The organism is Bacillus sp. PK6-16 (assembly GCF_056530295.1).
Genome location: NZ_CP096511.1, coordinates 3,092,108 through 3,114,185, shown reverse-complemented (window position 1 = coordinate 3,114,185; position 22,078 = coordinate 3,092,108). Strand labels below are relative to the sequence as shown.

General features: G+C 32.6%; 31 protein-coding genes and 1 pseudogene. 27 read left to right on the top strand and 5 right to left on the bottom strand.

What is annotated here, in order from left to right:
• Window positions 1-121: 121 nt before the first annotated feature.
• From rocR to M1D66_RS15870, 5 genes are all read left to right on the top strand, one after another.
• Entirely contained in the window at window positions 122-1,507 is a 1,386-nt protein-coding gene (rocR, locus tag M1D66_RS15890; RefSeq protein ID WP_086412224.1) for an arginine utilization transcriptional regulator RocR, read from the top strand.
• Window positions 1,508-1,717: 210 nt separating this feature from the next.
• Window positions 1,718-3,139 carry a lysine 2,3-aminomutase gene (gene kamA / locus M1D66_RS15885; RefSeq protein ID WP_000902142.1) on the top strand — a complete coding sequence of 474 codons (1,422 nt, stop codon included), beginning with the start codon at window positions 1,718-1,720 and terminating at the stop codon, window positions 3,137-3,139.
• On the top strand, window positions 3,136-3,408 hold the full coding sequence (locus M1D66_RS15880; RefSeq protein ID WP_000995763.1) for a YokU family protein: 273 nt from the start codon (window positions 3,136-3,138) through the stop codon (window positions 3,406-3,408). The genes kamA and M1D66_RS15880 overlap by 4 nt, the downstream gene beginning before the upstream one ends.
• A gap of 72 nt (window positions 3,409-3,480) precedes the next feature.
• Window positions 3,481-3,696, top strand: coding sequence for a YozE family protein (locus tag M1D66_RS15875; RefSeq protein ID WP_000750717.1), 216 nt, complete (start codon window positions 3,481-3,483; stop codon window positions 3,694-3,696).
• Between the two features lie 248 nt (window positions 3,697-3,944).
• Window positions 3,945-4,607 (top strand): hypothetical protein, encoded by a 663-nt coding sequence (locus M1D66_RS15870; RefSeq protein ID WP_000101499.1) that lies wholly within the window; start codon window positions 3,945-3,947, stop codon window positions 4,605-4,607.
• Window positions 4,608-4,611: 4 nt separating this feature from the next.
• Here M1D66_RS15870 and M1D66_RS15865 read toward each other — a convergent pair whose 3' ends face one another.
• A complete protein-coding gene (locus tag M1D66_RS15865; RefSeq protein ID WP_000431486.1) occupies window positions 4,612-4,767 on the bottom strand; it encodes a DUF3930 family protein in 156 nt (51 codons plus the stop codon).
• 149 nt (window positions 4,768-4,916) lie between these two features.
• Here M1D66_RS15865 and M1D66_RS15860 point away from each other — a divergent pair, with 149 nt between their 5' ends.
• The 5 genes from M1D66_RS15860 to M1D66_RS15840 all read left to right on the top strand — a co-directional run bounded on the left by M1D66_RS15860 (window position 4,917) and on the right by M1D66_RS15840 (window position 7,660).
• Window positions 4,917-5,096: a YozD family protein gene (locus M1D66_RS15860; RefSeq protein WP_000658451.1), complete on the top strand. Its 180-nt coding sequence runs from the start codon at window positions 4,917-4,919 to the stop codon at window positions 5,094-5,096.
• A 110-nt stretch (window positions 5,097-5,206) separates the two neighbouring features.
• On the top strand, window positions 5,207-5,389 hold the full coding sequence (locus M1D66_RS15855; RefSeq protein ID WP_000473371.1) for a hypothetical protein: 183 nt from the start codon (window positions 5,207-5,209) through the stop codon (window positions 5,387-5,389).
• Window positions 5,389-6,210 carry a serine/threonine protein kinase gene (locus M1D66_RS15850; protein WP_000872064.1) on the top strand — a complete coding sequence of 274 codons (822 nt, stop codon included), beginning with the start codon at window positions 5,389-5,391 and terminating at the stop codon, window positions 6,208-6,210. The genes M1D66_RS15855 and M1D66_RS15850 overlap by 1 nt, the downstream gene beginning before the upstream one ends.
• Window positions 6,192-6,947, top strand: coding sequence for a sporulation protein (locus M1D66_RS15845; protein ID WP_086385973.1), 756 nt, complete (start codon window positions 6,192-6,194; stop codon window positions 6,945-6,947). The genes M1D66_RS15850 and M1D66_RS15845 overlap by 19 nt, the downstream gene beginning before the upstream one ends.
• A gap of 77 nt (window positions 6,948-7,024) precedes the next feature.
• Window positions 7,025-7,660 (top strand): phosphatase PAP2 family protein, encoded by a 636-nt coding sequence (locus M1D66_RS15840; protein WP_000833370.1) that lies wholly within the window; start codon window positions 7,025-7,027, stop codon window positions 7,658-7,660.
• On the opposite strand, the gene M1D66_RS15835 is transcribed toward M1D66_RS15840, so the two are convergent.
• Window positions 7,650-8,531 carry a cation diffusion facilitator family transporter gene (locus M1D66_RS15835; RefSeq protein WP_000380385.1) on the bottom strand — a complete coding sequence of 294 codons (882 nt, stop codon included), beginning with the start codon at window positions 8,529-8,531 and terminating at the stop codon, window positions 7,650-7,652. The genes M1D66_RS15840 and M1D66_RS15835 overlap by 11 nt on opposite strands.
• Before the next feature lie 352 nt (window positions 8,532-8,883).
• Window positions 8,884-9,198 carry a thioredoxin family protein gene (locus tag M1D66_RS15830; protein ID WP_000658787.1) on the bottom strand — a complete coding sequence of 105 codons (315 nt, stop codon included), beginning with the start codon at window positions 9,196-9,198 and terminating at the stop codon, window positions 8,884-8,886.
• A gap of 475 nt (window positions 9,199-9,673) precedes the next feature.
• Between M1D66_RS15830 and M1D66_RS15825 the strand changes: the two are divergent.
• From M1D66_RS15825 to M1D66_RS15800, 6 genes and pseudogenes are all read left to right on the top strand, one after another.
• Window positions 9,674-9,778, top strand: a pseudogene (locus M1D66_RS15825) (2TM domain-containing protein); the annotation flags it as partial.
• Between the two features lie 231 nt (window positions 9,779-10,009).
• A complete protein-coding gene (locus M1D66_RS15820; RefSeq protein ID WP_000960640.1) occupies window positions 10,010-10,249 on the top strand; it encodes a hypothetical protein in 240 nt (79 codons plus the stop codon).
• Between the two features lie 338 nt (window positions 10,250-10,587).
• Window positions 10,588-10,863: a hypothetical protein gene (locus tag M1D66_RS15815; RefSeq protein ID WP_000355695.1), complete on the top strand. Its 276-nt coding sequence runs from the start codon at window positions 10,588-10,590 to the stop codon at window positions 10,861-10,863.
• A gap of 144 nt (window positions 10,864-11,007) precedes the next feature.
• Window positions 11,008-11,259, top strand: a complete 252-nt coding sequence (locus M1D66_RS15810; protein ID WP_000500100.1) for a DUF3947 family protein — start codon at window positions 11,008-11,010, stop codon at window positions 11,257-11,259.
• Window positions 11,260-11,396: 137 nt separating this feature from the next.
• Window positions 11,397-11,933: a C1q-like domain-containing protein gene (locus M1D66_RS15805; protein ID WP_002183539.1), complete on the top strand. Its 537-nt coding sequence runs from the start codon at window positions 11,397-11,399 to the stop codon at window positions 11,931-11,933.
• Window positions 11,934-12,086: 153 nt separating this feature from the next.
• On the top strand, window positions 12,087-12,662 hold the full coding sequence (locus M1D66_RS15800; protein WP_000122943.1) for a complement C1q domain-containing protein: 576 nt from the start codon (window positions 12,087-12,089) through the stop codon (window positions 12,660-12,662).
• A gap of 687 nt (window positions 12,663-13,349) precedes the next feature.
• Here the strand turns inward: M1D66_RS15800 and M1D66_RS15795 are convergent.
• Window positions 13,350-13,544 (bottom strand): hypothetical protein, encoded by a 195-nt coding sequence (locus tag M1D66_RS15795; protein WP_000412555.1) that lies wholly within the window; start codon window positions 13,542-13,544, stop codon window positions 13,350-13,352.
• Between the two features lie 265 nt (window positions 13,545-13,809).
• Between M1D66_RS15795 and M1D66_RS15790 the strand changes: the two genes are divergently transcribed.
• The 6 genes from M1D66_RS15790 (at window position 13,810) to M1D66_RS15765 (ending at window position 18,824) form a co-directional block, all read left to right on the top strand.
• Entirely contained in the window at window positions 13,810-14,400 is a 591-nt protein-coding gene (locus M1D66_RS15790) for a hypothetical protein (RefSeq protein ID WP_000392281.1), read from the top strand.
• Window positions 14,401-14,878: 478 nt separating this feature from the next.
• The gene (locus M1D66_RS15785; RefSeq protein ID WP_048656788.1) at window positions 14,879-15,877 is read left to right on the top strand and encodes a glycoside hydrolase family 25 protein; all 999 of its coding nucleotides are present in this window, start codon (window positions 14,879-14,881) and stop codon (window positions 15,875-15,877) included.
• Between the two features lie 161 nt (window positions 15,878-16,038).
• Entirely contained in the window at window positions 16,039-16,890 is an 852-nt protein-coding gene (locus M1D66_RS15780) for a peptidylprolyl isomerase PrsA (RefSeq protein WP_000727348.1), read from the top strand.
• Between the two features lie 402 nt (window positions 16,891-17,292).
• A complete protein-coding gene (locus tag M1D66_RS15775) occupies window positions 17,293-17,511 on the top strand; it encodes a hypothetical protein (protein WP_242554605.1) in 219 nt (72 codons plus the stop codon).
• Between the two features lie 249 nt (window positions 17,512-17,760).
• Window positions 17,761-18,168 (top strand): KH domain-containing protein, encoded by a 408-nt coding sequence (locus M1D66_RS15770; RefSeq protein ID WP_086411576.1) that lies wholly within the window; start codon window positions 17,761-17,763, stop codon window positions 18,166-18,168.
• Between the two features lie 320 nt (window positions 18,169-18,488).
• Complete coding sequence (locus tag M1D66_RS15765) at window positions 18,489-18,824, top strand: YolD-like family protein (protein ID WP_002024004.1); 336 nt, start codon at window positions 18,489-18,491, stop codon at window positions 18,822-18,824.
• A gap of 209 nt (window positions 18,825-19,033) precedes the next feature.
• Here the strand turns inward: M1D66_RS15765 and gerPF are convergent, their stop codons facing one another.
• Complete coding sequence (gene gerPF / locus M1D66_RS15760) at window positions 19,034-19,249, bottom strand: spore germination protein GerPF (RefSeq protein WP_001141569.1); 216 nt, start codon at window positions 19,247-19,249, stop codon at window positions 19,034-19,036.
• Window positions 19,250-19,456: 207 nt separating this feature from the next.
• Between gerPF and M1D66_RS15755 the strand changes: the two genes are divergently transcribed.
• The 5 genes from M1D66_RS15755 to M1D66_RS15735 all read left to right on the top strand — a co-directional run bounded on the left by M1D66_RS15755 (window position 19,457) and on the right by M1D66_RS15735 (window position 22,027).
• Complete coding sequence (locus tag M1D66_RS15755) at window positions 19,457-19,792, top strand: hypothetical protein (RefSeq protein WP_000651907.1); 336 nt, start codon at window positions 19,457-19,459, stop codon at window positions 19,790-19,792.
• Window positions 19,793-19,836: 44 nt separating this feature from the next.
• The gene (locus tag M1D66_RS15750; protein WP_000915148.1) at window positions 19,837-20,037 is read left to right on the top strand and encodes a hypothetical protein; all 201 of its coding nucleotides are present in this window, start codon (window positions 19,837-19,839) and stop codon (window positions 20,035-20,037) included.
• A gap of 142 nt (window positions 20,038-20,179) precedes the next feature.
• Window positions 20,180-20,887 carry an SDR family oxidoreductase gene (locus M1D66_RS15745; protein WP_242554604.1) on the top strand — a complete coding sequence of 236 codons (708 nt, stop codon included), beginning with the start codon at window positions 20,180-20,182 and terminating at the stop codon, window positions 20,885-20,887.
• A gap of 138 nt (window positions 20,888-21,025) precedes the next feature.
• A complete protein-coding gene (locus M1D66_RS15740; RefSeq protein WP_086385974.1) occupies window positions 21,026-21,700 on the top strand; it encodes a DUF6944 family repetitive protein in 675 nt (224 codons plus the stop codon).
• Between the two features lie 114 nt (window positions 21,701-21,814).
• Window positions 21,815-22,027 (top strand): YqaE/Pmp3 family membrane protein, encoded by a 213-nt coding sequence (locus M1D66_RS15735; RefSeq protein ID WP_000990233.1) that lies wholly within the window; start codon window positions 21,815-21,817, stop codon window positions 22,025-22,027.
• The last annotated feature ends 51 nt before the right edge of the window (window positions 22,028-22,078 follow it).

Here is a 22,078-nt window from a genome sequence, read left to right as displayed (position 1 = left end):
AGTTATCTAATGAAAATATAAAATTGATTAAAATTATAGAACGGAATCGTCATGCTTACAATCGCACATAGGTGTGCCGAAAAATCGGCATGTAATTGCTGGATTTTCGGCAAGAGGGGGGATGACATTGCTAGCAGTTTCGACACAAGAAGTCATTGAAGCGATTTTGGGCAGTATTGATGAGGCTATACACGCTGTAGATGAAAATGGAATTACAATATTTTATAATTCTGTAGCTGCAAAACACGATGGATCGAAGATTGAAAAAGTGTTAGGGAAACATCTGTTAGAAGCGTTCCCGTCTTTATCAAGGGAAACGAGTACATTGATGAAAGTACTAGATACAAAAAAACCTATCGTACATCAGGTACAACATTATCAAAATTTAAATGGTGAAGATGTTTGTACAGTAAATACGACGTTACCTATTTTTATAGATGGGAATATTGCTGGGGCTGTTGAAATTGCAAAGGATTACTCTACAATTCAAAAGCTTACTGACACAATTGTTGACTTACAGTCGAAAATAAAGCGATCATCTAGAAAAAAAGTGATTAAAAAGCACGCTGCATTTGAGACGATAGTGACAAATGATACACGGTTTAAACAGACGAAAGAGTTAGCACAAAAAGTAGCACCAACAGACGCGAATGTTTTAATATATGGTGAAACAGGAACAGGAAAAGAACTGTTCGTACAAGCAATTCATGAAGCTTCTAAAAGAAAAAACAAGCCATTTATTGCACAAAACTGTGCAGCTTTACCAGAGTCGCTATTAGAAAGTTTATTGTTTGGAACGACAAAAGGAAGCTATACGGGAGCGATTGAAAGAGCTGGGCTATTTGAACTTGTTGATGGTGGTACATTATTTTTAGATGAACTGAATTCAATGCCTCTTGATTTGCAGGCAAAAATGTTACGAGTGTTAGAAGATGGAGTCATTAGAAGAATTGGTGATAATAAGACGAGAAAAGTAGATGTTCGTGTTATTACCGCGATGAACCAGCCTCCAGAAATATGTTTACGAGAGAATAAAATTCGCACTGATTTATATTATCGCTTAAACGTATTTTCATTATATATCCCACCGCTTCGTGAAAGAACTGAGGATGTACTATTATTAGCATCTTATTTTTTGAAAGAATATAATAAAAGTTATAAAAAAGGTGTACTTCAAATGGATGAGGAAGCGAAAGATAGACTGCAAGCTTATCAGTGGCCTGGAAATGTACGGGAGTTAAAACATACGATTGAACATGCTGTTATTATTGCAGAAGGGAATACATTAACAGCCAATTGTTTACCACGTACATTTCGGAAAGAGAAGTTTTCGAAGAAGAAGGGTATAATGCCACTTAGAGAAGCACTTCATCAAACAGAAAAAGAATTAATAGATCAAGCGTTGATTGAAACGGAAGGGAATATATTACAAGCCGCAAAAATGTTGGGTATCCCTCGTCAAACGCTTCAATATAAACTGAGCAAGTACGACAAAACCGCCGAATAATCGGCGGTTTTTGTGTGTTTGCACCAATAAAAGAGCGTTTACATATATAAAAAGTAATGAATATGATGTTAAGTATTGATTTCATACAACGCTTAAAAATATTTTTTCGCTTATGTAATAGGGTTCTCCGCACATTTACTTATCAACAATGTAAAGTTGGCATAACTATTGCTTATATAAAGGATGAGCGTATAAAAAGGGGGAATAGCAATGTTACATGATGTATACAAACCAAATCGTCACTGGAAGGATATCGAATTATGGAAAGATGTTACTGAAGAGCAATGGAATGATTGGGTTTGGCAATTAACGAATACGATCAAAACGTTAGATGACTTAAGAAAAGTGATTAACTTAACACCTGAAGAAGAAGAGGGCGTTAAAATTTCAACGAAAACGATCCCGTTAAATATTACACCGTACTATGCTTGGCTAATGAATCCTGATGATCCACGCTGTCCGATTCGGATGCAATCAGTACCGATTTCGGAAGAGTTATATAAAACAAAATATGATTTAGAAGACCCGCTTCACGAAGACGAAGATTCACCAGTTCCAGGGCTAACACATCGTTATCCGGACCGTGTACTATTCTTAGTAACAAATCAATGTTCTATGTATTGTCGTTACTGTACACGTCGTCGTTTTAGTGGACAAATTGGAATGGGTGTACCGAAGAAACAATTAGATGATGCAATTGCTTATATTCGTGAAACGCCACAAGTACGAGATGTATTAATCTCCGGTGGTGACGGACTTCTAATTAACGATAAAATTTTAGAATATGTATTAAAAAATTTACGAGAGATTCCGCATGTTGAGATTATTCGTATCGGAACGAGAGCACCAGTAGTATTCCCACAACGTATTACAGAAAACTTATGTAACATTATTAAAAAATACCATCCAGTATGGTTAAATACACATTTCAATACATCTATTGAAATTACTGAAGAATCGAAAAAGGCATGTGAAATGTTAGCGAATGCCGGTGTTCCAGTCGGAAACCAAGCAGTAATTTTAGCTGGTATTAACGACAGCGTTCCAATTATGAAAAAACTTATGCATGACTTAGTAAAAATCCGTGTGCGTCCATACTACATTTATCAATGTGACTTATCTGAAGGTATCGGTCACTTCCGTGCACCAGTATCTAAAGGTCTTGAAATTATTGAAGGTTTACGTGGACACACATCTGGTTATGCTGTTCCGACATTCGTTGTTGATGCGCCAGGTGGAGGCGGTAAAATTGCACTTCAGCCAAACTATTTAATCTCACAAAGTGCAGATAAAGTTGTACTTCGTAACTTTGAAGGTGTTATTACGACGTATCCAGAGCCAGAGAGCTATATTCCAGGAAGAGCGGAAGGATACTTTAAAGAGATTTATCCGAACTACGAAGAAAAACGTTCAGATGTTGGTATCGCAGGTCTTATGAGCGATAAGAAATTTAACCTCGTTCCAGACGACTTACAGCGTATGAACCGTCGTAAAGACTACGAAGATAATGATACTCATGCATCTTTAAAAGATAAACGTGATAAGCGCGATCAATTAAAAGATAAAAAATATCAAGCACAAATGGCTAAGTTAGAAGAAAACGACAAAAAAACTGAGGGTGATGCAGTATGAATTGTATGTGGTGTGACAGTACAGAAGCGAAAGAAAGCTTGAATACTGTATATTGGGAATTACCAGATGGTACGAAAGCCATTGAAATCCAAGAGACACCATGTATTTCTTGTTCCTCGTGCGGGATGGACTATCAATCAGACCATACAGTAAAAGAAATTGAAGATCAATTATTCTTAATTTACACGAAAGATTTACCAAAACAACTAACATATGAAGAATTAATGGGAAGACCGCGTCTATTAAAAAGAAATTATTTCGACTTTTAACCAGCTTTTATGCTGGTTTTTTTCTTTTTTGCCTTGTATAATGTACCCAAGTTAGAAAGGTAGGGAATATTTTTGAAAAAGACATTTTACCATTATATGATGAAGCATCGTGCAGCTTTATTTAGAAATGAAATTTCAGATTTAGCAGAGGCGATGTATGATGATTTAAGTTTTCCGAAGCAATCTGAAGACTATGATGAAATTAGTTCATACTTAGAGTTGAGCGGAATGCTAGAAAGTATGTCTATATTTGATGAAGCCTGGGATTTATACATACAAGATAGATAAAAACTATTTGAAAACATACAGAATACATTACTTTATTTAAAGTAATGTATTCTGTATGTTTTTTATTATGAAATTTGTTGATTTGAAGCTAGTCTAGTTACTAGCTTTTTTTGAGTGCAATGTAAATTTTATAAGATTATATTTTTTATTGAAAAAATTTATGAATATAAGCTTCTGTGATAAGCGTTTTTATGTAGGTTGCATATACTGATATCAAAATCACGACGTCAAAAAAAGGAGAGATAGAGATGGCAAGAAAAAAACAACCTAAATACAACGTAGGGGACATAGTCGTGATTACGCTATATGGAACCGTTGGGAAAATCACAAATATGAAGGTTTTAGATGGAGTTTATGTATACGAAGTCAATAATCACGATGGATTTTACGTAGAGCAAACATTGCAGCACGTTACAGAGCAAGATATGAAAAAGGGCGATACGGAGTGGATTGAATTAAATTATAATTTCACGTTTGGTGATCTTGTGCAAGTAACTGGATATGATAAAGATGTTTTCCGTATTGTTGGTTTTCGTACAGAAGTATGGAGATATAAGAATGACGCATGGGAAGATACAATTTATGAATTGTCACGGATTACGGATGGTGAATGGTTAGAAGCGGATGAATCAGATTTAACGTTACTCGCCAATGCTCAAACGGCAAATGCAATTTTGAAGAAAATGAAACAAGATAAAGCCGGTATGAATAAATTAGATTTAGGAAAGTTAAAGTCAATTAACAACTCGAAAAAAGTGAGTGTTAAGACGAATCGTCAAGAAATCATTGATGGATTACTTGATATTTATAACGATTATCAATTATTGTTCGATACATTTAAAGATGAAGAATATAAAATTGTAATGGATGTTGTTCATAATTATTTAGTTAAATTGACAGAGAAAAAATAGTTAACTAGAAAGAGAGAATAAATTGAACAACAACATATGCAGTATAAGGTATGCCTACAACTATTAAAAAAATAAAAAGCCACTTTATAAGAGAGTCTGCCCATTGATCTTCATGCATGAACTCTTCTTTTGTTTGTCCTACTTCATATTGATTTTCCATTATTATTTCCCCCTTTGAATAGCTTGTACTACAATCGTATGCATCTCGTCCAAAGCTTATGACCTATAAAAAAATAAAATCTATTTTTCTAATCTCATATACATAATTTTGAGATTTTTTCATAAAACAGAAATAAAGGAGTGATGCTCATGAAGGAAATTGAAGTCGTGATTGATACGGAAGAGATTGCGGAGTTTTTTTATGAGCAACTAATTGAAAGAGGGTACGTCCCAAAACGAGAAGAAATTGAAGATCTCGCAGATATTACATTTGAGTATTTATTAGAGAAATGCATGATTGATGAAGTTTTTGATGAAGAGGATGAATGAAAGTAACGACGGGCATAACTCGTCGTTTTTTACTCTTTACAAACCTGTCACAAATATAGTCAATAATTATTGGTATAATGAAAAGGAAATTTTACTCAAGAGGTGAAGGAATGTTCAAAAAAATTATTGATTCTTTATTAGGAAAGAAAAAATATCGTTCGTATTCAAGTAGTGATTATCGTCGTAGAGGGCGCTCGTATTCAAGTAGCGATTATAAACGACGTTCATCTGGTTATGGACATCAACATTATAAAAGAAAACGTAAAAGCCGTAGCTTCTTTTCAAGTAGCTGATGAAATGGCGTCGTGTACTAGCATTATTTGATAGACCACTGCGAAAAAATACAATTGTTGCAGAGCGTTATAAAATTGAATCAGTAATTGGAATGGGCAGTTATGGGGTTACATATGTCGTTAATGATTTACAAATAAATAGATATAAAGTCTTAAAACAATTAAGACAAAGTAAACAAAGATATGAGTCTGGTAGAAAATCATTTGAACAAGAGAAAATGATTTTACAAACATTAAATCATCATGCAATTCCTAGTCTATATGATCATTTCCTATGGGAGAAAAAGAGCTTCTTTGTGATGGAGTACATGCCTGGTAAAAATTTTGAAGATTATATTTTCATAGATGGGTATGTATATACAGAACGTGAAGTTTTTGAGATTTTATATGAAATATTAGAAATTGTATCGGTGTTTCATAGTGAAGGCATTATTCATCGAGATTTACGCATTCCAAACATACTAATGAAAGAAAATCAAATTAGTATTATTGATTTTGGATTGGCTAAATGGAAAGGTGAGGATGATGAGCGAGCTACAACTTACGAAGGTGAACAAGCTTTGATGCGAGAAGTTCACTTTCGTAGCGACTTTTATGCGCTCGGTCATTTCTCATTATTTTTATTATATGCAGGATATGAATCTAATGAAAAACAGGAAAAACCATGGTACGAAGAATTAACTTTGGAACATTATAATCGCGAAATGCTTATGCGAATGTTACAAATGAAAACGCCGTACTATGAGAATGTACAAGATTTAAAACAAGATGTAGCTTCTGCTTTAGAAAGGATGGAGACTCCATGTTTCAAAAGTTTTTAGCAAGCGTTGGTATTGGAAGTGCAAAGGTAGATACTGTTCTTGAAAAAGATGAGTATATTGTTGGGGAAGAAATAGTTGGAAAAGTTCATATAACTGGAGGTTCAGTTAGCCAACAAATTGAAAGCATTTACTTAACATTATCAACGTCGTATGTACGAGAAGTGGATGATAAAAAAGTAACAGCAACATATGATTTAGAGCGAGTACGCTTAACAGAACCGTTTTCTGTAGAACCGAATGAAAAAGTTGAAATTCCATTTTCTTTTCCAATGCCAATTGAAGCACCACTTACACTTGGTATGAAAACGGTTTGGATTCATACAGGTCTTGATATTAAACGTAGTATAGACCCAAGTGACCGCGACTACGTTCAAGTGTTACCTAATGCATTATTAAGTAGTGTTTTAGATAGTGTAAAGGAATTAGGGTTTAAAGCACGTCATATAGAATGTGAAGAATTACCGCATCGATTACGTAAGCAAGTTCCATTCGCACAAGAATTTGAGTTTATTCCGGTTTCTGGAGAGTACTATGGGAAATTAGATGAATTAGAATTATTAATCTTGCCACGTGCATACGACCGACTAGAAATAATTATGGAAGTAGATAGAAAATCACGTGGATTAGCTGGTTTATTCGCTGAGGCACTTGATCTTGATGAGAAGGTGATTCGTTTTACCGTAACAAGAGAAGATATCCCTGAGATGAAGCGGAAAATTAATAATTATATTTTTTAATAAACTATGCATAAAAAAGAAATGGAGAGGAAAACTAAAACAACCGCTCCATTTTTTTGCATAGTGAGGTTATGTATGTGAAACGATATCGACATTTATACTTGCTAAGTTTTACGTTACTCATTTGTTTTGTCGTATTATCACTTTCGTATCATACCGCTTGTATTGAGAACTTTGACAATATAGTCGCACATTTTATTCAAAGCTTTCGAAACGATTATTTGACGACCTATTTTACTTGGGTGTCTTTTATCGGTTCCAAAAGAATATATTTTCCATTACTCATTATTCTTGTAATGTATTTTCTCGTTAGAAAAAAGTTGCTTAGTGCGTTACTTCTAACAATTAATTACTACGGATCTCGTTATTTAAACAGTATGCTTAAACTATGGTACGAACGAGCAAGACCTGATGTTACGCAGCTTGTTACTGCAACTGGATATAGTTTTCCGAGCGGTCATACGATGAATGCTACTGCTTTTTTAGGATTTATTGCATACGTCACAATTACTGAAGAGCGTATTTCGTTGCATAAAAAATTGTTAATTATTCTTATAGCAAGCTTTGTTGTATTATCTATTTCAGTTAGCCGAATATATCTTGGCGTGCACTATCCATCTGACATATTAGCAGGATGGGCAGCTGGCGGTAGCTGGCTCGTTTTATGTGTTATATTCCATAAAACGTTCATAAAAAAAGAACCTATGTCATAATAGGTTCTTTTTTCATTGGCTCAACATGAATGTGTGCATGGTAAATTCCAAATTTTTTGCGCAGCATAGCTTCGATGTTGTCGGTAATACAGTGACTTTCTCCAACATCCATGCGAGCATCTACTTCAATTGTAATATCAACATACGTTTGATTCCCATACATACGTGCTCGAATATCTACAATGTTTTCCACACCGCCAATATGCTCAATAGCATCAGCGTATTCTTCCATTTTATCAGGATCAATTCCATCTGTTAGCATATGAGAAGATTCTACGAAAATCTCCCATGCAGTTTTACAAATAATAAGACCGACAATTAAAGCGGCAATAGGGTCTAAAATAGGCATTTGGAACTGAGAACCGACAATACCTACTACGGTACCAATACTTACGAGTGCATCTGATAAATTATCCTTTGCAGCGGCTTCTAATGATTTACTTTTTGTTCGTGCTGCAATTTTTTTCGTATACAAATACACGCAGTACATAACGACAGCAGAAAATAAAGCAACCCATGCAGCGAGTACATTAGGCGCTGCTTGTTTCGGATTTAAGAAAGATTGAATGGCACTAATAACAACTTCTAATCCGACTGTTGCCATAATGAAGGACGCAACAAGTGATGCGATTTGTTCGGCACGCGAATGCCCATACGGATGATCTGGGTCACGAGGTTTACGAGATATTTTTAGACCAATTAATATCGCTAAAGAAGCACCGATATCCGTTAAGTTATTTAAACCGTCAGCGCGTAATGCGCTAGAGAGGGTAATATAACTGATGATGATTTTCATAGAGGATAAAAATATGTAGGCCATAATGCTGACAATAGCACCTTTATCAGCTTCTTTATGAGAAAGAGTATCCATTTTAATCACTCACCTTTCTTTAAAGGAATTCTTTCTATAAATAGAGTATCAAACGAAAGTCGTGTGGGTCTATACAAACATTGTTGACGTTTTATAGCTTTTTAAGAAGGGGATAACAAAGTTTCGTAAAGGAAAAATATGTTGAAAAGTACAAAGTCAAGGTGTGAACCTAATTGGAGTTTATTTACTAAAGAGATAGGAGGGTAGATGGATGAGGAAACGAATACTTTTCTTACTACGTATTATTCTTATCATGACAAGGTGTAATTCATTAAACGATGAAAAACTTCAAAAGATAATTGTGAAAATAGATGAAAACCCTCTGAAAAATATTTTCCAGAGGGCTTTCATTTTAGTATGCTTCTAAAAACTCAGTAACTTGCTCTTCTGTTTTTGCATTAGCACTATGTAAGTGGCCTAGCTTCTCACCGTTTTGGTATACAAGTAAACTTGGAATACCCATTACTTGATACTCTTCAGCGATACTTGGAAACTCATCTTTATTGATAGAGTACCATTCAAATTTATTGAACTCTTCCATTACATCTCCGATAAAGTTGTCCATACGTACGCAATCTGGGCACCATGTAGTAAAGAACTTAACAACTACAGGCTCCTCGCTTGCGATGATGTCTTTGAATTCTTGTTCTGTTTTAATTTCTTTCATAAGTAAAACTCCTTTCAATATCACACGAATTTATATGCAAAATTCGTATTTGCAAACATGTTGCAAACTTATTATTTGTTTTTTAGTTTTGTAGTTCGTTCACACTTATAAAATTATATGTAACATGACTGCGCTACTAAGTGTGAAAATAATGGAACCTCACTTTTCTTTATAAGCTTTTTCCAGGATTGTGTCAAACTTTTGAATTTTATACAGAAATTAAAGAAGCCCACACTTTGATTGAGTATGGGCAGAGGGACTAAAATTAATCGCTTATTAATTTCGAATAGATATTTAAATCGATAAGCTTTCCAGCTGATTTTTCGCTCTTTCTCAGAATCCCTTCTAGATTAATTAACTTTTATTATACAAGAAAATAACTACATTGAACAAAAGCGTTAATTGGAGGTAACGAAATGACAAACTCATCAATTGAATATTGCGTTCAGTGTGATTAAGAAAGTGGTGTATAAAGATGGGACGAGATGAGAGTTACTTCCGAGCTAAAAAAAGAGTAGATAATTTAAAATCATTTTACATGCATTTAACCATCTACATACTAGTCAATCTGATGCTTTTTTACTTTTTAAGTAGTGAATTAGCTATTTTTTATTTTATAAAGAAATAACTCCGAAGCTCATATCCTTTCATGATAATATAAGGTGAAGAGGAGGGCCTTCCCTCTAATTATTAGTACACACTAATAAGGTTTTACGGGTAGTTAATTTTTTATCTAACTTCCTCGTATGTACTGAATTTTAATGTAAAAATGTTCGTTAATAGGAGATAAAAGAAAAAAGAGGATATATGAATGCTTGTATTAGGTTTTATATTAATTGGTTTAGGTGTTTTTATTGTTTGTCTGACTGTAATTGATGGAATCAGAGAGACAAAGGAACATAGTTTCAGTGGGTTTAAAGATTTTATTATTATTGTGCTGGTGCATATTATAGAAATAATCAGTGATTTATGGGGATTCCGATTGCTATTTATATTGATAGGATTGGTTTGCATCGGATTTGGCGTTGCTATTTTAATAGTGGAATTGTAGTGGAAGATAAGTAAAGGGCATCTAATTAAGATGCCTTTTTATATTAATTCCAAAAATTGAATAAGGTTAGAAATTATATGGTTGTAATGGGAATTGAGGGATATGAATAAAAAAATTTTATCCCGCTATTTGTCGGGCAGTAAATACCCCCACCTCAAAATTCAGCGGAAGCAAAGAAGTTAGGTGGGGTCGGGCTGCCAGTAAAAGCCCGATTGGTGAGAGCTGATTAAAGTTTCACTTTATTAGGGATTTGCCTTAAACATTTATTACAGTCAAGAATATTTATAATAATATGAACTAAAAAAGGTCCAATTTTTGTAATGTTGGAGGGGATTATTGTGGACATAACTCAAAGCGTATCAAGAATAGTGGTTAATGGGAAAGACCTTTCTTTCACTTCAGTTCAAACCTCTGCATGGAATCATGGACCTGTAAATGATTTAATCGTTACGACGAATCAGAGAGTGAATGAGCTTTATCAATTCATGTGGTCGCAAGTACCGGTTACGATTTCGGTATATTTCCTTCAAGGAGCGGATTTACTTAGGTTCGTTAGGGTTGCGGGAATTAATGAGCGTGTAACAGGAGAATATGTATATCATTTCATTTGGTGATAAGAAGGAGTCAAAGTAGTCTAGCAGCTACTTTTTTATTTTGTCATTTGAATATAAGCGAGCGGACTAGCTTTATAGTACCCACTGAAATAAAGAATCATAATATAATTTGTAATAAATTATACGGGAAGGGAGCTGAAAATCATGTTTTATTCATATTTTAATTCTGAAACTGGTATGCGGCCAGCATATGGTACATCTATAACGTATAGTGGAGCACAAAGTACAGTCCAAGCTATTCAACAAGCATTGCAAATGCAACAACAAATGCAAATGCAGCAGCAAGGAGTACAACCATATTACTCATCCGTAGAGTATTTTTACCCAGTACATCATGTTACACCGTACGGAAGTTCTTTTCTTACTATTCCATATGGAACTATATACAACTTATAACTAGTAAGGAATGAAGTGGTGTATATAAATAAGGGTGCAGATTAATAGCGCCCTTATGAATAATAAAAATAGCTAGTCCAAACCTTATAAATCAATCTTACATAATATATAGTAATAAGTTTGAAAGGGGAATCAGTATGTCTTGTTATTACTACTGTAAGTATTGTAAAGAGTATAAAAAGAAGCATCATGATTGTTGTAAGAACACTTGTAAGTGCCATGATAACAAGGACAATCTTGTTAGAGCATCGGCATTTAGAGCTAGAAATACTGTGAATCAAAATGTTCCTGCTAATACTTTTGTGAAAGTGTTATTTCAAAATGAACAATTTGATTTAGCGAATGAGTATAATCCAGCAACATCTATTTTTATGCCGAAGACTAAAGGTGTATATTCTATTATTGGAACGATTGGTTTTTTTCCAAACGATCCAACTTTAAATTATAGAGCGCGTGTAGAAATTCGTGTGAATGGAAACGCAGCGATAGCTATAGATAATGACTTTTTTGGTCCAATAAGTTTTGGAAATGTCGTAAGTGTTTCGACGATTGTTCAATTGAATGCAGGGGATGAAGTTGAGATTTATGCACAAAGTAGTATAGATGGAGTTTTAAGTCCTTTAGAAGATGGTGCACATTTTGAAGCAGCAAGATTTCCTTCTCCAATTAAATAAAGTCATTAAACAATGAGTTTGCAGAAGCTTAAAGGTAAACCCTCACCGAAATGGTGAGGGTTTTTTAATCTATTAAAAATAGTAACAGGTCGTCCAAGCTATTCTAATCTATATAGCATACTATGTAAAAATAAGTGTAAAGGGGGACTCACTATGTCTTATTATTACTGTAAGTATTGTAAAGATTACAAAAAGGAAAGTCATGATTGTTATAGGAAAAGTAGTAAATGTGATAGGAAGTATGTAAAGGTGAAGTGTTGTGATGATAAGAAAGAGGAGCTTGTAAGGGCATCGGCATTTAGAGCTGTGAATACAGTTAATCAACCTGTTCTAGCAAATACTCCTGTTAAAGTATTATTTCAAAATGAACAATTTGATCTAGCGAATGAATATAATCCAGTAACGTCAATTTTTACTCCGAAAACTAGAGGGGTATATAGTGTATTAGGAAATATAACATTTTCTCCAAATGATTTTAATGTAAATTACAGAGCTAGAGTAGAAATTCGTGTAAATGGCAATCCGGCAATAGCGATAGATAATGATTTCTTTGGAACAGGAGTATTTTTTAATAATGATGTTTCCGTAACTACTATTCTTCAATTAGAAGCAGGAGATTTAGTTGAAGTTTTTGCAGAAAGTAGTATTGCTGGCGTAATTGTACAAAATGTTAATGGTGTAAATACGGTTCACTTTGAAGCGGCAAGATTTCCTTCTCCAACTAAATAAAACTGATTATTAAATGTTTTTTAGTAGGTTTAGTTAATCCCCTTACCAAATGGTGGGGGATTATTATTGTTTTTCTAAAATATATAAGTAAATAGGTAAAGCGTAGTTTAATTTGTAGGGGCTTCAACCTTCTTCAGATAATAAACAGAATAATAAGTAACATGCTTGTAAAAACGCATTGTTAGTAAGTTTACTAGTTTTCTTATAGAACAAGAAAGACGGAATACATAAAAGATCGTATCATTATGTTTTTTCTTTACTATATAGAAATTATATATTGAACATAAATTTGTGTAGGGAATGCTAATACACTGAAAAGAATAGCATAAAGGCGATTACACTATATAAAAACAAAATCAATCCTAAGATGAGTAGTATTGGATGCAACTTGAACATATTTGACCTCCTTGAGTATATAAAGAATTTTAATATATTGTTGGTCAATTTAGAAGGGGGACGGTTACATAAAAAAAGAGCATACATAAAAAGTACGCTCCAAAGAAAGATAGGTTTTATGAGTGGATAATCTCCATACGATAATATATGTTCTTTTCATAAAAACGTGTAAAAAATCAATGAATTATCAATGGAATATCATAACATGAGTAATTTTAGTCTAGGAATGCAGTTATTTTCTTTCTCGGTTATTTTAGGTAATAAAGTTGTGAAAATCGTGCATTATGCGGACTAACAACGGGATAGCGATCGTACTTCCGTTACATATTTCTTAAAGTCTGGGTATTGCGTGATAGTTTGACATTTAGGGGTGCATAGTTGATTAATTATAGACACATTTGTAATTACTTCGTTACAAGGACCGAAAAATGTAATTTTTAGCTTTGAATTTGGTGGGATTTTGAACACGATAGGTTTTTTTTCCATGAAATCAGCTCCTAATATTGAGTATTATAATTTAATGGATATAGAGTCGTATTAGTATAATATGAAATTTCAGTGGATTTGCTTATAATAAAGAATTTTATAGTAGTAAAAGTGCTTAAAGATGTAAAGGGGAAATTGAGAATGGAAAATAAAATGTTTAATTAATATAATCAATAAATACGCAAATGATTAATATAACTAATGCATTTTTTTGTTTGTTACATATTATGTTAGTAAGAATGGTATAAGGGGGTAGTATAAAATAGTGGAAGAAAATGTACAAGCTCAGCTTTCGCCACCGTGGATCACATATTTTAATGAATTAAAAAATTCAATAGGTGCTGATCCAACTGTTACAGTTGGGCCGCTTATTCCTGTTGGTGGTAATTATATTATTTTAGTGCATGCGTTAAGCAACGAAAAAGCGAGAGCATTAGCAACGCTTTTAAAATCTTTTGTACAATTTGGGAATGTAAGTGTGACAGTTATTGTAACGAATAATGAGAATGAAATTGTAAATCCATTTCCTTGTCCACTAGATGCATTTGAAATAGCTCATTTATTTCAAGTAGCACTAGAAAATAATCCTTATTTTGAACAAGTTGTGGTACAGCCTCAGTTCCCTGGCGGACCGAATGTTGTTTTTCCGGTTTTCGCTGCGGAAGTCATTCAGTTTTTCAATGACGATATTTCTAACTTATGTCAAACGTTTACAGGTGTTGCGGCCAATGTGTTTCGTGATGTAATGAATGATGAGGTTTGTGGTATCCCAATTCTATTTTCCACAAGTTGTGTTATGAGCAGTGAAAACTCACAATTACAAAATACAGATTTAGCACCAAAGTTGTTTTATTAAACTGTAAAAAGACATTTTCAGTAATAGAAAATGTCTTTTTTATGCACCAATAGTGTTCAGGTTGGAAAATTGCAATTTAATAGGAGTAAACTTCAATTAATTAAAATTTTTCTAAATCTCAAATTTCATGTAGAGGTAGTAATTTTGACTTAAGAATATATAGAAAATGAGGGATGAAATTTTTTAGTTGAAAGGAAATCGATACTGAAAGTTATAATTTAATAATACAGGAGATTTTTTTTAATATCTGTAAAAATGATTGATAGGACGAGATTACATAATAAATGAATAGTAGGGTATATTTCGAATGTTTTATGTGGCATACATGTTAAAGTTGATAGAAATATTTCTGAAAGAGAATATATTTTGAAAAACAGTAAAGATTCTTTTTATTTATATTATAGATAGCTAGTTTTAGAGAGAGGAGGCTTACAATAAAACAAGCTATGAATAAGACATTCAAAAGGAGCTGGAATGTATGGGGTATATTGTAGATATTTCAAAATGGAATGGAACTATTAATTGGGATATTGCAGCATCTCAGCTAGATTTAGTGATTGCTAGAGTTCAAGATGGCTCTAATACGGTGGATTTTATGTATCAAAATTATGTTAGTGAAATGAAAAAGCATAGTATCCCATTCGGTAATTATGCTTTTTGCCGTTTTATATCTATTGCTGATGCAAAGAAAGAGGCACAAGATTTTTGGAATCGTGGTGATCAATCTGCTAAGTTTTGGGTAGCGGACATAGAAGTTCAAACGATGGTAGATATGCAAGGCGGGACACAGGCATTTATTGATGAATTACGCCGTTTAGGTGCGGAAAAAGTAGGATTATACGTAGGGCATCACACGTATTTATCATTTGGAGCATGTAATATTGAAGCTGATTTCGTATGGATCCCTCGTTATGGAGGGAATAAGCCAGCATATCCATGCGATATGTGGCAATATACGGATTCAGGGAATGTTCCTGGGATTGGGAAATGTGATCTGAATCGATTAGTAGGAAATAAGTCACTTTCTTGGTTTATAGATTCCAACAAAGCAAATCAATCTAACATAGTGTATACACAGCAACCGAATGGCATTGGTATTGCAGTTTCGAAATATCCTGATGGATACGGAATAAATTTATATGAAACTCCCATGACCCCTCAATTTACAGGTGCACTCACTCAGAAAATTCCATATTTAATCTTAACAGGTTATTGGGGAGGCGGTGAGCAAGATATGATTTGTTTAGAGAACGATAAGCAGTGGGCATATTTAAAACATTTTAATGTGAAATGGTTTTATGCAACTTCGAAATATCCTGTCGGTTACGGAGTAAATTATTATGAAGAGCCTGAATGTATGAATTATAAAGGGAATATAGATGGATCGACATCTTTTCGAGTGTGGGGTAGAGTGGGAAATGCGGTAGATATCGGGCAGAATAGTTGGATACCTGAAAAACATGTAATTATTAAGTAACTATAGCGGCAGTATTGTTTTTAAGGACTCTTTACGTTTAAAAATGAAAATACATGATACATAGTCTACTCATATGAAATGAATTACATGTAGAAAACACACTGTTTTCACAATGACTGTGTATAGTTAATTTGTATAATGATAAAAGTGAGGTATTTGAATTGAAAAAGAAAAAAATATTTATTGGAACAATTATTTCATGCGTGATGCTAGCATTATCTGCATGTGGTTCCTCAGACAACGTAGTAACATCAAAAGTAGGGAATGTTACAGAGAAAGAATTAAGTAAAGAATTACGACAACAATATGGAGAAAGTACTTTATATCAAATGATGTTAAGTAAGGCATTGTTAGATAAATATAAAGTTTCAGATGAGGAAGCAAAAAAGAAAGTAGAAGAAGCAAAAGATAAAATGGGTGAGAACTTTAAATCGACTTTAGAACAACTTGGATTGAAAAACGAAGATGAATTAAAAGAAAAAATGAAGCCAGAAATTGCATTTGAGAAAGCGATTAAAGCAACAGTTACAGATAAAGATGTGAAAAATAACTATAAACCAGAAATGAAAGTAAGTCACATTTTAGTGAAAGATGAAAAAACGGCTAAAGAAATAAAGGAGAAAGTAAATAATGGTGAAGATTTTGCTGCCTTAGCAAAACAGTATTCAGAGGATACTGGTTCAAAGGAACAGGGCGGGGAAATATCTGGTTTTGCTCCTGGGCAAACAGTGAAAGAATTTGAGGAAGCTGCGTATAAATTAGATGCAGGCCAAGTAAGTGATCCGGTTAAAACAACTTACGGTTACCATATTATTAAAGTGACGGATAAAAAAGAATTGAAGCCATTTGATGAAGTAAAGGATAAAATTCGTAAAGATATAGAACAACAAAGACTACAAGATACGACAGGTAAATGGAAACAACAAGTAGTCAATGATTTATTGAAAGATGCTGATATTAAAGTGAATAATAAAGAATTTAAAGATACATTTAAATTTCTAGAAAAGAAATAATGACTGTAATCATAATTAGAAAAGGGAACTCATATAGAGTTCCCTTTTCTAATTAGTGTGTGAGTTATAAATAGATAGTAAGACAATACAATATTACATTTAAATATTAAGAATTACAATGGGAAATTATGGTTTATAATTATTTCAACGAAAGTGGATATTTTACGGTTTTCATTATGCAAGTTTATTACATATATTTACTCTTTAATAATGAATATCGAACATAATTTAAAAAATAATACATATAATGTTTTTGAATAAATATTTAACATGGATAATTAGTAAAAAGCTGAGCATTCGATTGGAAAGGATGTTCTTTTTGTTGTGAAAATTTTAGGATAAAGAATGAATCGTTTTAAACGCATCATTTACCACATCAATAAATTAAGGTGGGGAGAATATATGAAAGTAATCTTTCAAGGAGAGGGCGGAGCGAAAATTTTTGAGTCATATGATGAAAATATAAGTGATTTATTAGTTATATTAAAACAAACGAAAGGGATTAAAATTGGGATGGTTGAGTATAAAGTGTTAAAGTACGAACTTAATTATTTTCGTCATCCGAAAAAAGCGGATACAGAGAGAGAGTTACATATAATAGTACAACCTAAGTATATGTAATAAAATATAATAATAAAAATCACTGATTCAGTTTTGTAAAGTTCCATAGAGTATGTAAGAAAAGAGAGTGTTGTAAATGCTCTCTTTTCTTATGCTTTGTGAGTTCGTTCATCATAGTATATGTTTTCAGTTATAGATGGTTAATAAACGATAAAAATTTAAAACTTTTTCGTTTAGGCAGGGATTTTATATTTGAGTAAATAAATATACTATGAAGTATTTTTTATACGAATATTGAAGGAGTATAAAATGAGTTTAGCAAGTTACACAGGCTGTAATGTAGAAATTCCGTTAACGGATCCAGATTCTAATGATGTAATTGTTTTTGGACCGTGTTTTTCAGATGAAAGTATGCTTGAAATTGTACAAGATTATCAATTCCAAACAAATTACACATATGAGGTTTCAACTAATTGGGGAATTGAACTTGTCGAGTGGCAAAATGTAAAGGAAAAAAAAGAAGCGAAAGAAAAACTTTTAACTTTATGCAAGATTATGGAAAGTTATTTGGAAGATGGAGACTATTTCGAATTATTTAGTTGTTGGGTTGGTGATGAAGATAAGGAACGAGTAGGGGAATTGAACTTAAAAATAAATCATTTTAATATAGATGAATTATGTATTCCAGAAAGAACATTAGTTAGGATAGAAAAATAAGCTTTGAATATTTTTTAGAAAAAGGCGATTTCACTTTGTGTGAAGTCGCCTTTTAGTTTTTATATGCATTTTATATAAGAAATGAAAAGTTTATTTGATAAAGGAAAAAATATGGAGATAAATAAAATTATGTTTTTTGTTAAGAAATAATAAGTATAGCTCTTCTCAAAGGAACGTAAGTTCGTGTATAATAAGAACGAATGTTCTTTTGAGAGGTAACCTAATTATAGTTTAGAAGTAAATTCGAGTTTAGTAAGTATTAAAAATAACTAAGGGATAGCATGAATAAATAAATGTATAAATGATCAAGGAGATAAAAAATGAACGATGTAAAGATACAAAAAGAAGAAAGAGAGTGGGTTCCGTTTACAGTAATGTCCGAACAACTTTTAAATATGAGAAAGATTATTGGAGAGAAATTAAAAGTACAAAAACCGCTTTTAACAAATGAAGCAAAAGAGAGGATTTCTGATAAATTATTAACGTCATTACTGTCTGAGAAAGAAATATTGGTAACATATTTTGAAGATGGTTACATATTAACAAGCTACATGACTGTTGTACATATCAATCCGGTAAAACAAATTGTAATTTGTACAGACGCCTTTTATAAAACTTACGTATTTAACGCTATGGATATTATTGAAATAATGTAAAAGAAGCTGAATATTTAAATGGCAGTTTTTTTTATTTCTGATTTATGAGACAAATAATATAAGAAAAAGCAGCTAGCTTTGTGCTAGCTGCTGAGCCCCAGGGAAAGGGAGAAAAAGATAGGGTACTCCAAAATCGATAAGAGCTGTCAAACAGCCTGATTATAGTATAGACAAATTAAAATTTTCTATACAAAAAGTTGAACATAAGATTAGGCTGTACCCACTTGGTTTTGATCTGCAAGGTCAGAATCAAATGTATTGGTCGCGCTAACACCGCTAAAAGTATTAACAACAAAACCAACGTTTGATGCGCCGGAACCATTATAAGCTTTCGTATTTTCTTTCGGAGAAACGTTGTAGAAATCACCTAAGTTAAATGATCCATTACTATTTTGTACAACTAAATTTCCTACAACTGATGGCATAATTTTCACCTGCTTTATAATAAGTTGTTAACATTACTATATGGAGTTATAGTCCAGATGGTTCATATAATAAAAATTGTGGAATAGTAAAACGTTTGGAGCATGGATTTCAATAAAAGTGTGTTAAAATTAATATAATAAAGTTGAGTAATTTTTTTAAAAAATTTGTATAATCGATATATATGAAAATAAAGGAGGCAAAATGTAATGAAAGATATTATGAAAAAAGTTGATTTAACAGATGCCAAATCAAGTAATCTTGTTGCACTAATTTATAGTAATGAAGTTATATTAGTTGAAGACGCATTTTGTCCAAATGAAATAAAATTAAAGTTTAATGAAATTGCAATTTTATCTGCAATTAAAACAGCTCATATTGCGAAAGTGTCTATTAGGAAAGAACTTGAAGCGCTTTTTCATGATACGGGTGTTATATTAGTGAAACAAAATGTTGATTATGGTAGTAGCCAATCTATTACCATGCATTTTGAGCAATTTAAAAAGTTGCAAGATGAGATTGAACATTTAAATAAAAGTATGTAATAAAGCAGCTAAATAAAGGTTCTATCATAAAGGTGGAATGTGTTGTGTTGAAAAAGTGGTTTAAAAATTATTTGGGTGAATCGCATTGTAAACATAAATATGTTTTTATTAAGATGCAGGATAATGAGGATTTTAAAAAAGGTACATTAGGTGTAGTTTATATTTACCAGTGTGAGAAATGTGGAAAAGAGAAGTTGAAATGTAAAAACAATAATGAAATAAACAATGAATTTTTAGATATATAGCAAAAAGTAACCATGATGGTTACTTTTTTGGTTTATGTATACAATATCAAAACCATTACTAAAGTATGAGTTGAGTTGATACTATAGTAAATCGCTGAATAAAAATGAAGAGAGTAAGATATAGGAAAGGAGGATGAGAGAAATGAAGCGAAAAGAAATTAGTAAATCTGTAATTATTACAGGCGTGACACAAGGGTTAGGGCGTGCGATGGTTGATCGATTTCATGAATTAGGGTGGAACATATATGGTTGTGGACGTTCAAAAGATAAAATTGAAGAACTAAAAAAACAGTACAGTAAAATACATGATTTCCAAGTAATTGATGTTTCAGATTCTCAGCAAGTTAACAATTGGGCAAATTATATACTTAATACACATACAGCTCCCGATATGATAATAAATAATGCATCGATTGTAAATCAAAATGCACAACTTTGGAAAATTAAGGCTCAAGAATTCGAAAATGTAATGAATGTAAACGTGAATGGTGTAGTAAATGTAATAAGAGCATTTGTTCCAGCGATGGTAGCTAGGAAAGAAGGAATTATCATTAATATGAGTTCTAGTTGGGGGAGAGAAGGTGAGGCTGAGCTTGCGCCATATTGTGCCTCGAAATTTGCTATTGAAGGTATCACTAAATCTATGGCCCTGGAATTACCCCATGGCATGGCTGTAGTTGCTTTAGATCCTGGAGGGAGTATTAGTACTCCAATGCTGAAGTCATGTGCGCCACAATATATAAATGAATCGCCTACACCTGAAACTTGGTCACATAAAGCAATTGAATATATATTGAATATAACAATAGATAAAAATGGAGATTCATTGACATGCCCAGCATGCATATAAAAAGCACCTTTAAGGTGCTTTTATATTAGTAGCACATTATATCATTCACAAAATTACATCTAAAAAATAAAATAAAAGATTAAGGGTGAGATTTGTTTGTTTTGAAAGCTTTAGAAAATATTTAAATAGGTGATAAAAATGAATCCAAGCAGTTTAAAAGTGACAGGGGCATGGTTTCAAGTGGGAGGGAATCTTACAGCTGCTATTGGAACGACAAGAGGATTTATTGGAGAAGAGAAAGTTGAATCGGATCTTGTTATTGTAGGAAGCTCATTACAAGCCCTCGGATATATATTACAAATCATTGCGAGCAATTATGATGATGGGGAAGAAAAAAGAGAAAATCAAAATATAGGCTTAGAGAATCAAAGTAAATTACTTGATCAAATAGGAATTGAGTTATTAGCATTAGGCAATATATCAAATGTAATAGGAACATATTTTAATATAAATGAACAATTGAAAGAAAATGATTATCTTATCATTACAGGGAACAGTTTACAATCGATCGGTGCTTTTTTAGGAGTAGAAGCAGCTTTGTTGGATATAAATGTATTACAGAAAATTATTATACTGGGTAACTCCATGCAAAGTTTAGGGGCTGGATTACAAGCGTATCAAGGTGTTTCAAATGTATTGAAAGATGAGAGAGAAAATGAAGATAGTATTTTTGATAAGAAGGATGAGAGAATCATTGCACTCATTGGTATTTGGATACAAGCGATAGGAACGTTAATTTCTGCAATTGGAGTAACTGCAATAGAGGAAGAAAATAGGCTAGAAAACAATAAAAAGTCTGAAATACTTGTTTAAATAGAAGGAGATACATTGATTTTAGAGGTAGGTTAAGATTAAAATGGTAGTAGGTTTTTTTGCGTATATTTTGAAAAGTGATATATAAAATACAAAATAAGGAGTTTTCAAGGGATGATGTATTTATTAGCAATTCTTCTTCCACCTGTTGCTGTATTATTTTGTGGAAAACCAATTCAGGCAATCATAAATTTCATATTAACATTAATATTTTGGGTTCCAGGGGTTATACATGCAATTCTTGTAGTGCATGATAAAAAAGCTGATCGGCGTTTGAAAAAACAAATTCAAGCATATGATGAAATTAATAAGAGAAATCGAAGATAATTCAGCTGCAAAATGTTTTTAAAAGAAAGGAGGATTAACCTCCTTTCTTTT

Bases quoted from the DNA above. Each gene is read 5' to 3' on its own strand.
- rocR (WP_086412224.1), top strand. From the start codon at position 122: ATGACATTGCTAGCAGTTTCGACACAAGAAGTCATTGAAGCGATTTTG.
- kamA (WP_000902142.1), top strand. From the start codon at position 1,718: ATGTTACATGATGTATACAAACCAAATCGTCACTGGAAGGATATCGAA.
- M1D66_RS15880 (WP_000995763.1), top strand. From the start codon at position 3,136: ATGAATTGTATGTGGTGTGACAGTACAGAAGCGAAAGAAAGCTTGAAT.
- M1D66_RS15870 (WP_000101499.1), top strand. From the start codon at position 3,945: ATGGCAAGAAAAAAACAACCTAAATACAACGTAGGGGACATAGTCGTG.
- M1D66_RS15865 (WP_000431486.1), bottom strand. From the start codon at position 4,767: ATGGAAAATCAATATGAAGTAGGACAAACAAAAGAAGAGTTCATGCAT.
- M1D66_RS15860 (WP_000658451.1), top strand. From the start codon at position 4,917: ATGAAGGAAATTGAAGTCGTGATTGATACGGAAGAGATTGCGGAGTTT.
- M1D66_RS15855 (WP_000473371.1), top strand. From the start codon at position 5,207: ATGTTCAAAAAAATTATTGATTCTTTATTAGGAAAGAAAAAATATCGT.
- M1D66_RS15850 (WP_000872064.1), top strand. From the start codon at position 5,389: ATGAAATGGCGTCGTGTACTAGCATTATTTGATAGACCACTGCGAAAA.
- M1D66_RS15845 (WP_086385973.1), top strand. From the start codon at position 6,192: ATGTTTCAAAAGTTTTTAGCAAGCGTTGGTATTGGAAGTGCAAAGGTA.
- M1D66_RS15835 (WP_000380385.1), bottom strand. From the start codon at position 8,531: ATGGATACTCTTTCTCATAAAGAAGCTGATAAAGGTGCTATTGTCAGC.
- M1D66_RS15830 (WP_000658787.1), bottom strand. From the start codon at position 9,198: ATGAAAGAAATTAAAACAGAACAAGAATTCAAAGACATCATCGCAAGC.
- M1D66_RS15820 (WP_000960640.1), top strand. From the start codon at position 10,010: ATGCTTGTATTAGGTTTTATATTAATTGGTTTAGGTGTTTTTATTGTT.
- M1D66_RS15810 (WP_000500100.1), top strand. From the start codon at position 11,008: ATGTTTTATTCATATTTTAATTCTGAAACTGGTATGCGGCCAGCATAT.
- M1D66_RS15805 (WP_002183539.1), top strand. From the start codon at position 11,397: ATGTCTTGTTATTACTACTGTAAGTATTGTAAAGAGTATAAAAAGAAG.
- M1D66_RS15800 (WP_000122943.1), top strand. From the start codon at position 12,087: ATGTCTTATTATTACTGTAAGTATTGTAAAGATTACAAAAAGGAAAGT.
- M1D66_RS15795 (WP_000412555.1), bottom strand. From the start codon at position 13,544: ATGGAAAAAAAACCTATCGTGTTCAAAATCCCACCAAATTCAAAGCTA.
- M1D66_RS15785 (WP_048656788.1), top strand. From the start codon at position 14,879: ATGGGGTATATTGTAGATATTTCAAAATGGAATGGAACTATTAATTGG.
- M1D66_RS15775 (WP_242554605.1), top strand. From the start codon at position 17,293: ATGAAAGTAATCTTTCAAGGAGAGGGCGGAGCGAAAATTTTTGAGTCA.
- M1D66_RS15770 (WP_086411576.1), top strand. From the start codon at position 17,761: ATGAGTTTAGCAAGTTACACAGGCTGTAATGTAGAAATTCCGTTAACG.
- M1D66_RS15765 (WP_002024004.1), top strand. From the start codon at position 18,489: ATGAACGATGTAAAGATACAAAAAGAAGAAAGAGAGTGGGTTCCGTTT.
- gerPF (WP_001141569.1), bottom strand. From the start codon at position 19,249: ATGCCATCAGTTGTAGGAAATTTAGTTGTACAAAATAGTAATGGATCA.
- M1D66_RS15755 (WP_000651907.1), top strand. From the start codon at position 19,457: ATGAAAGATATTATGAAAAAAGTTGATTTAACAGATGCCAAATCAAGT.
- M1D66_RS15745 (WP_242554604.1), top strand. From the start codon at position 20,180: ATGAAGCGAAAAGAAATTAGTAAATCTGTAATTATTACAGGCGTGACA.
- M1D66_RS15740 (WP_086385974.1), top strand. From the start codon at position 21,026: ATGAATCCAAGCAGTTTAAAAGTGACAGGGGCATGGTTTCAAGTGGGA.
- M1D66_RS15735 (WP_000990233.1), top strand. From the start codon at position 21,815: ATGATGTATTTATTAGCAATTCTTCTTCCACCTGTTGCTGTATTATTT.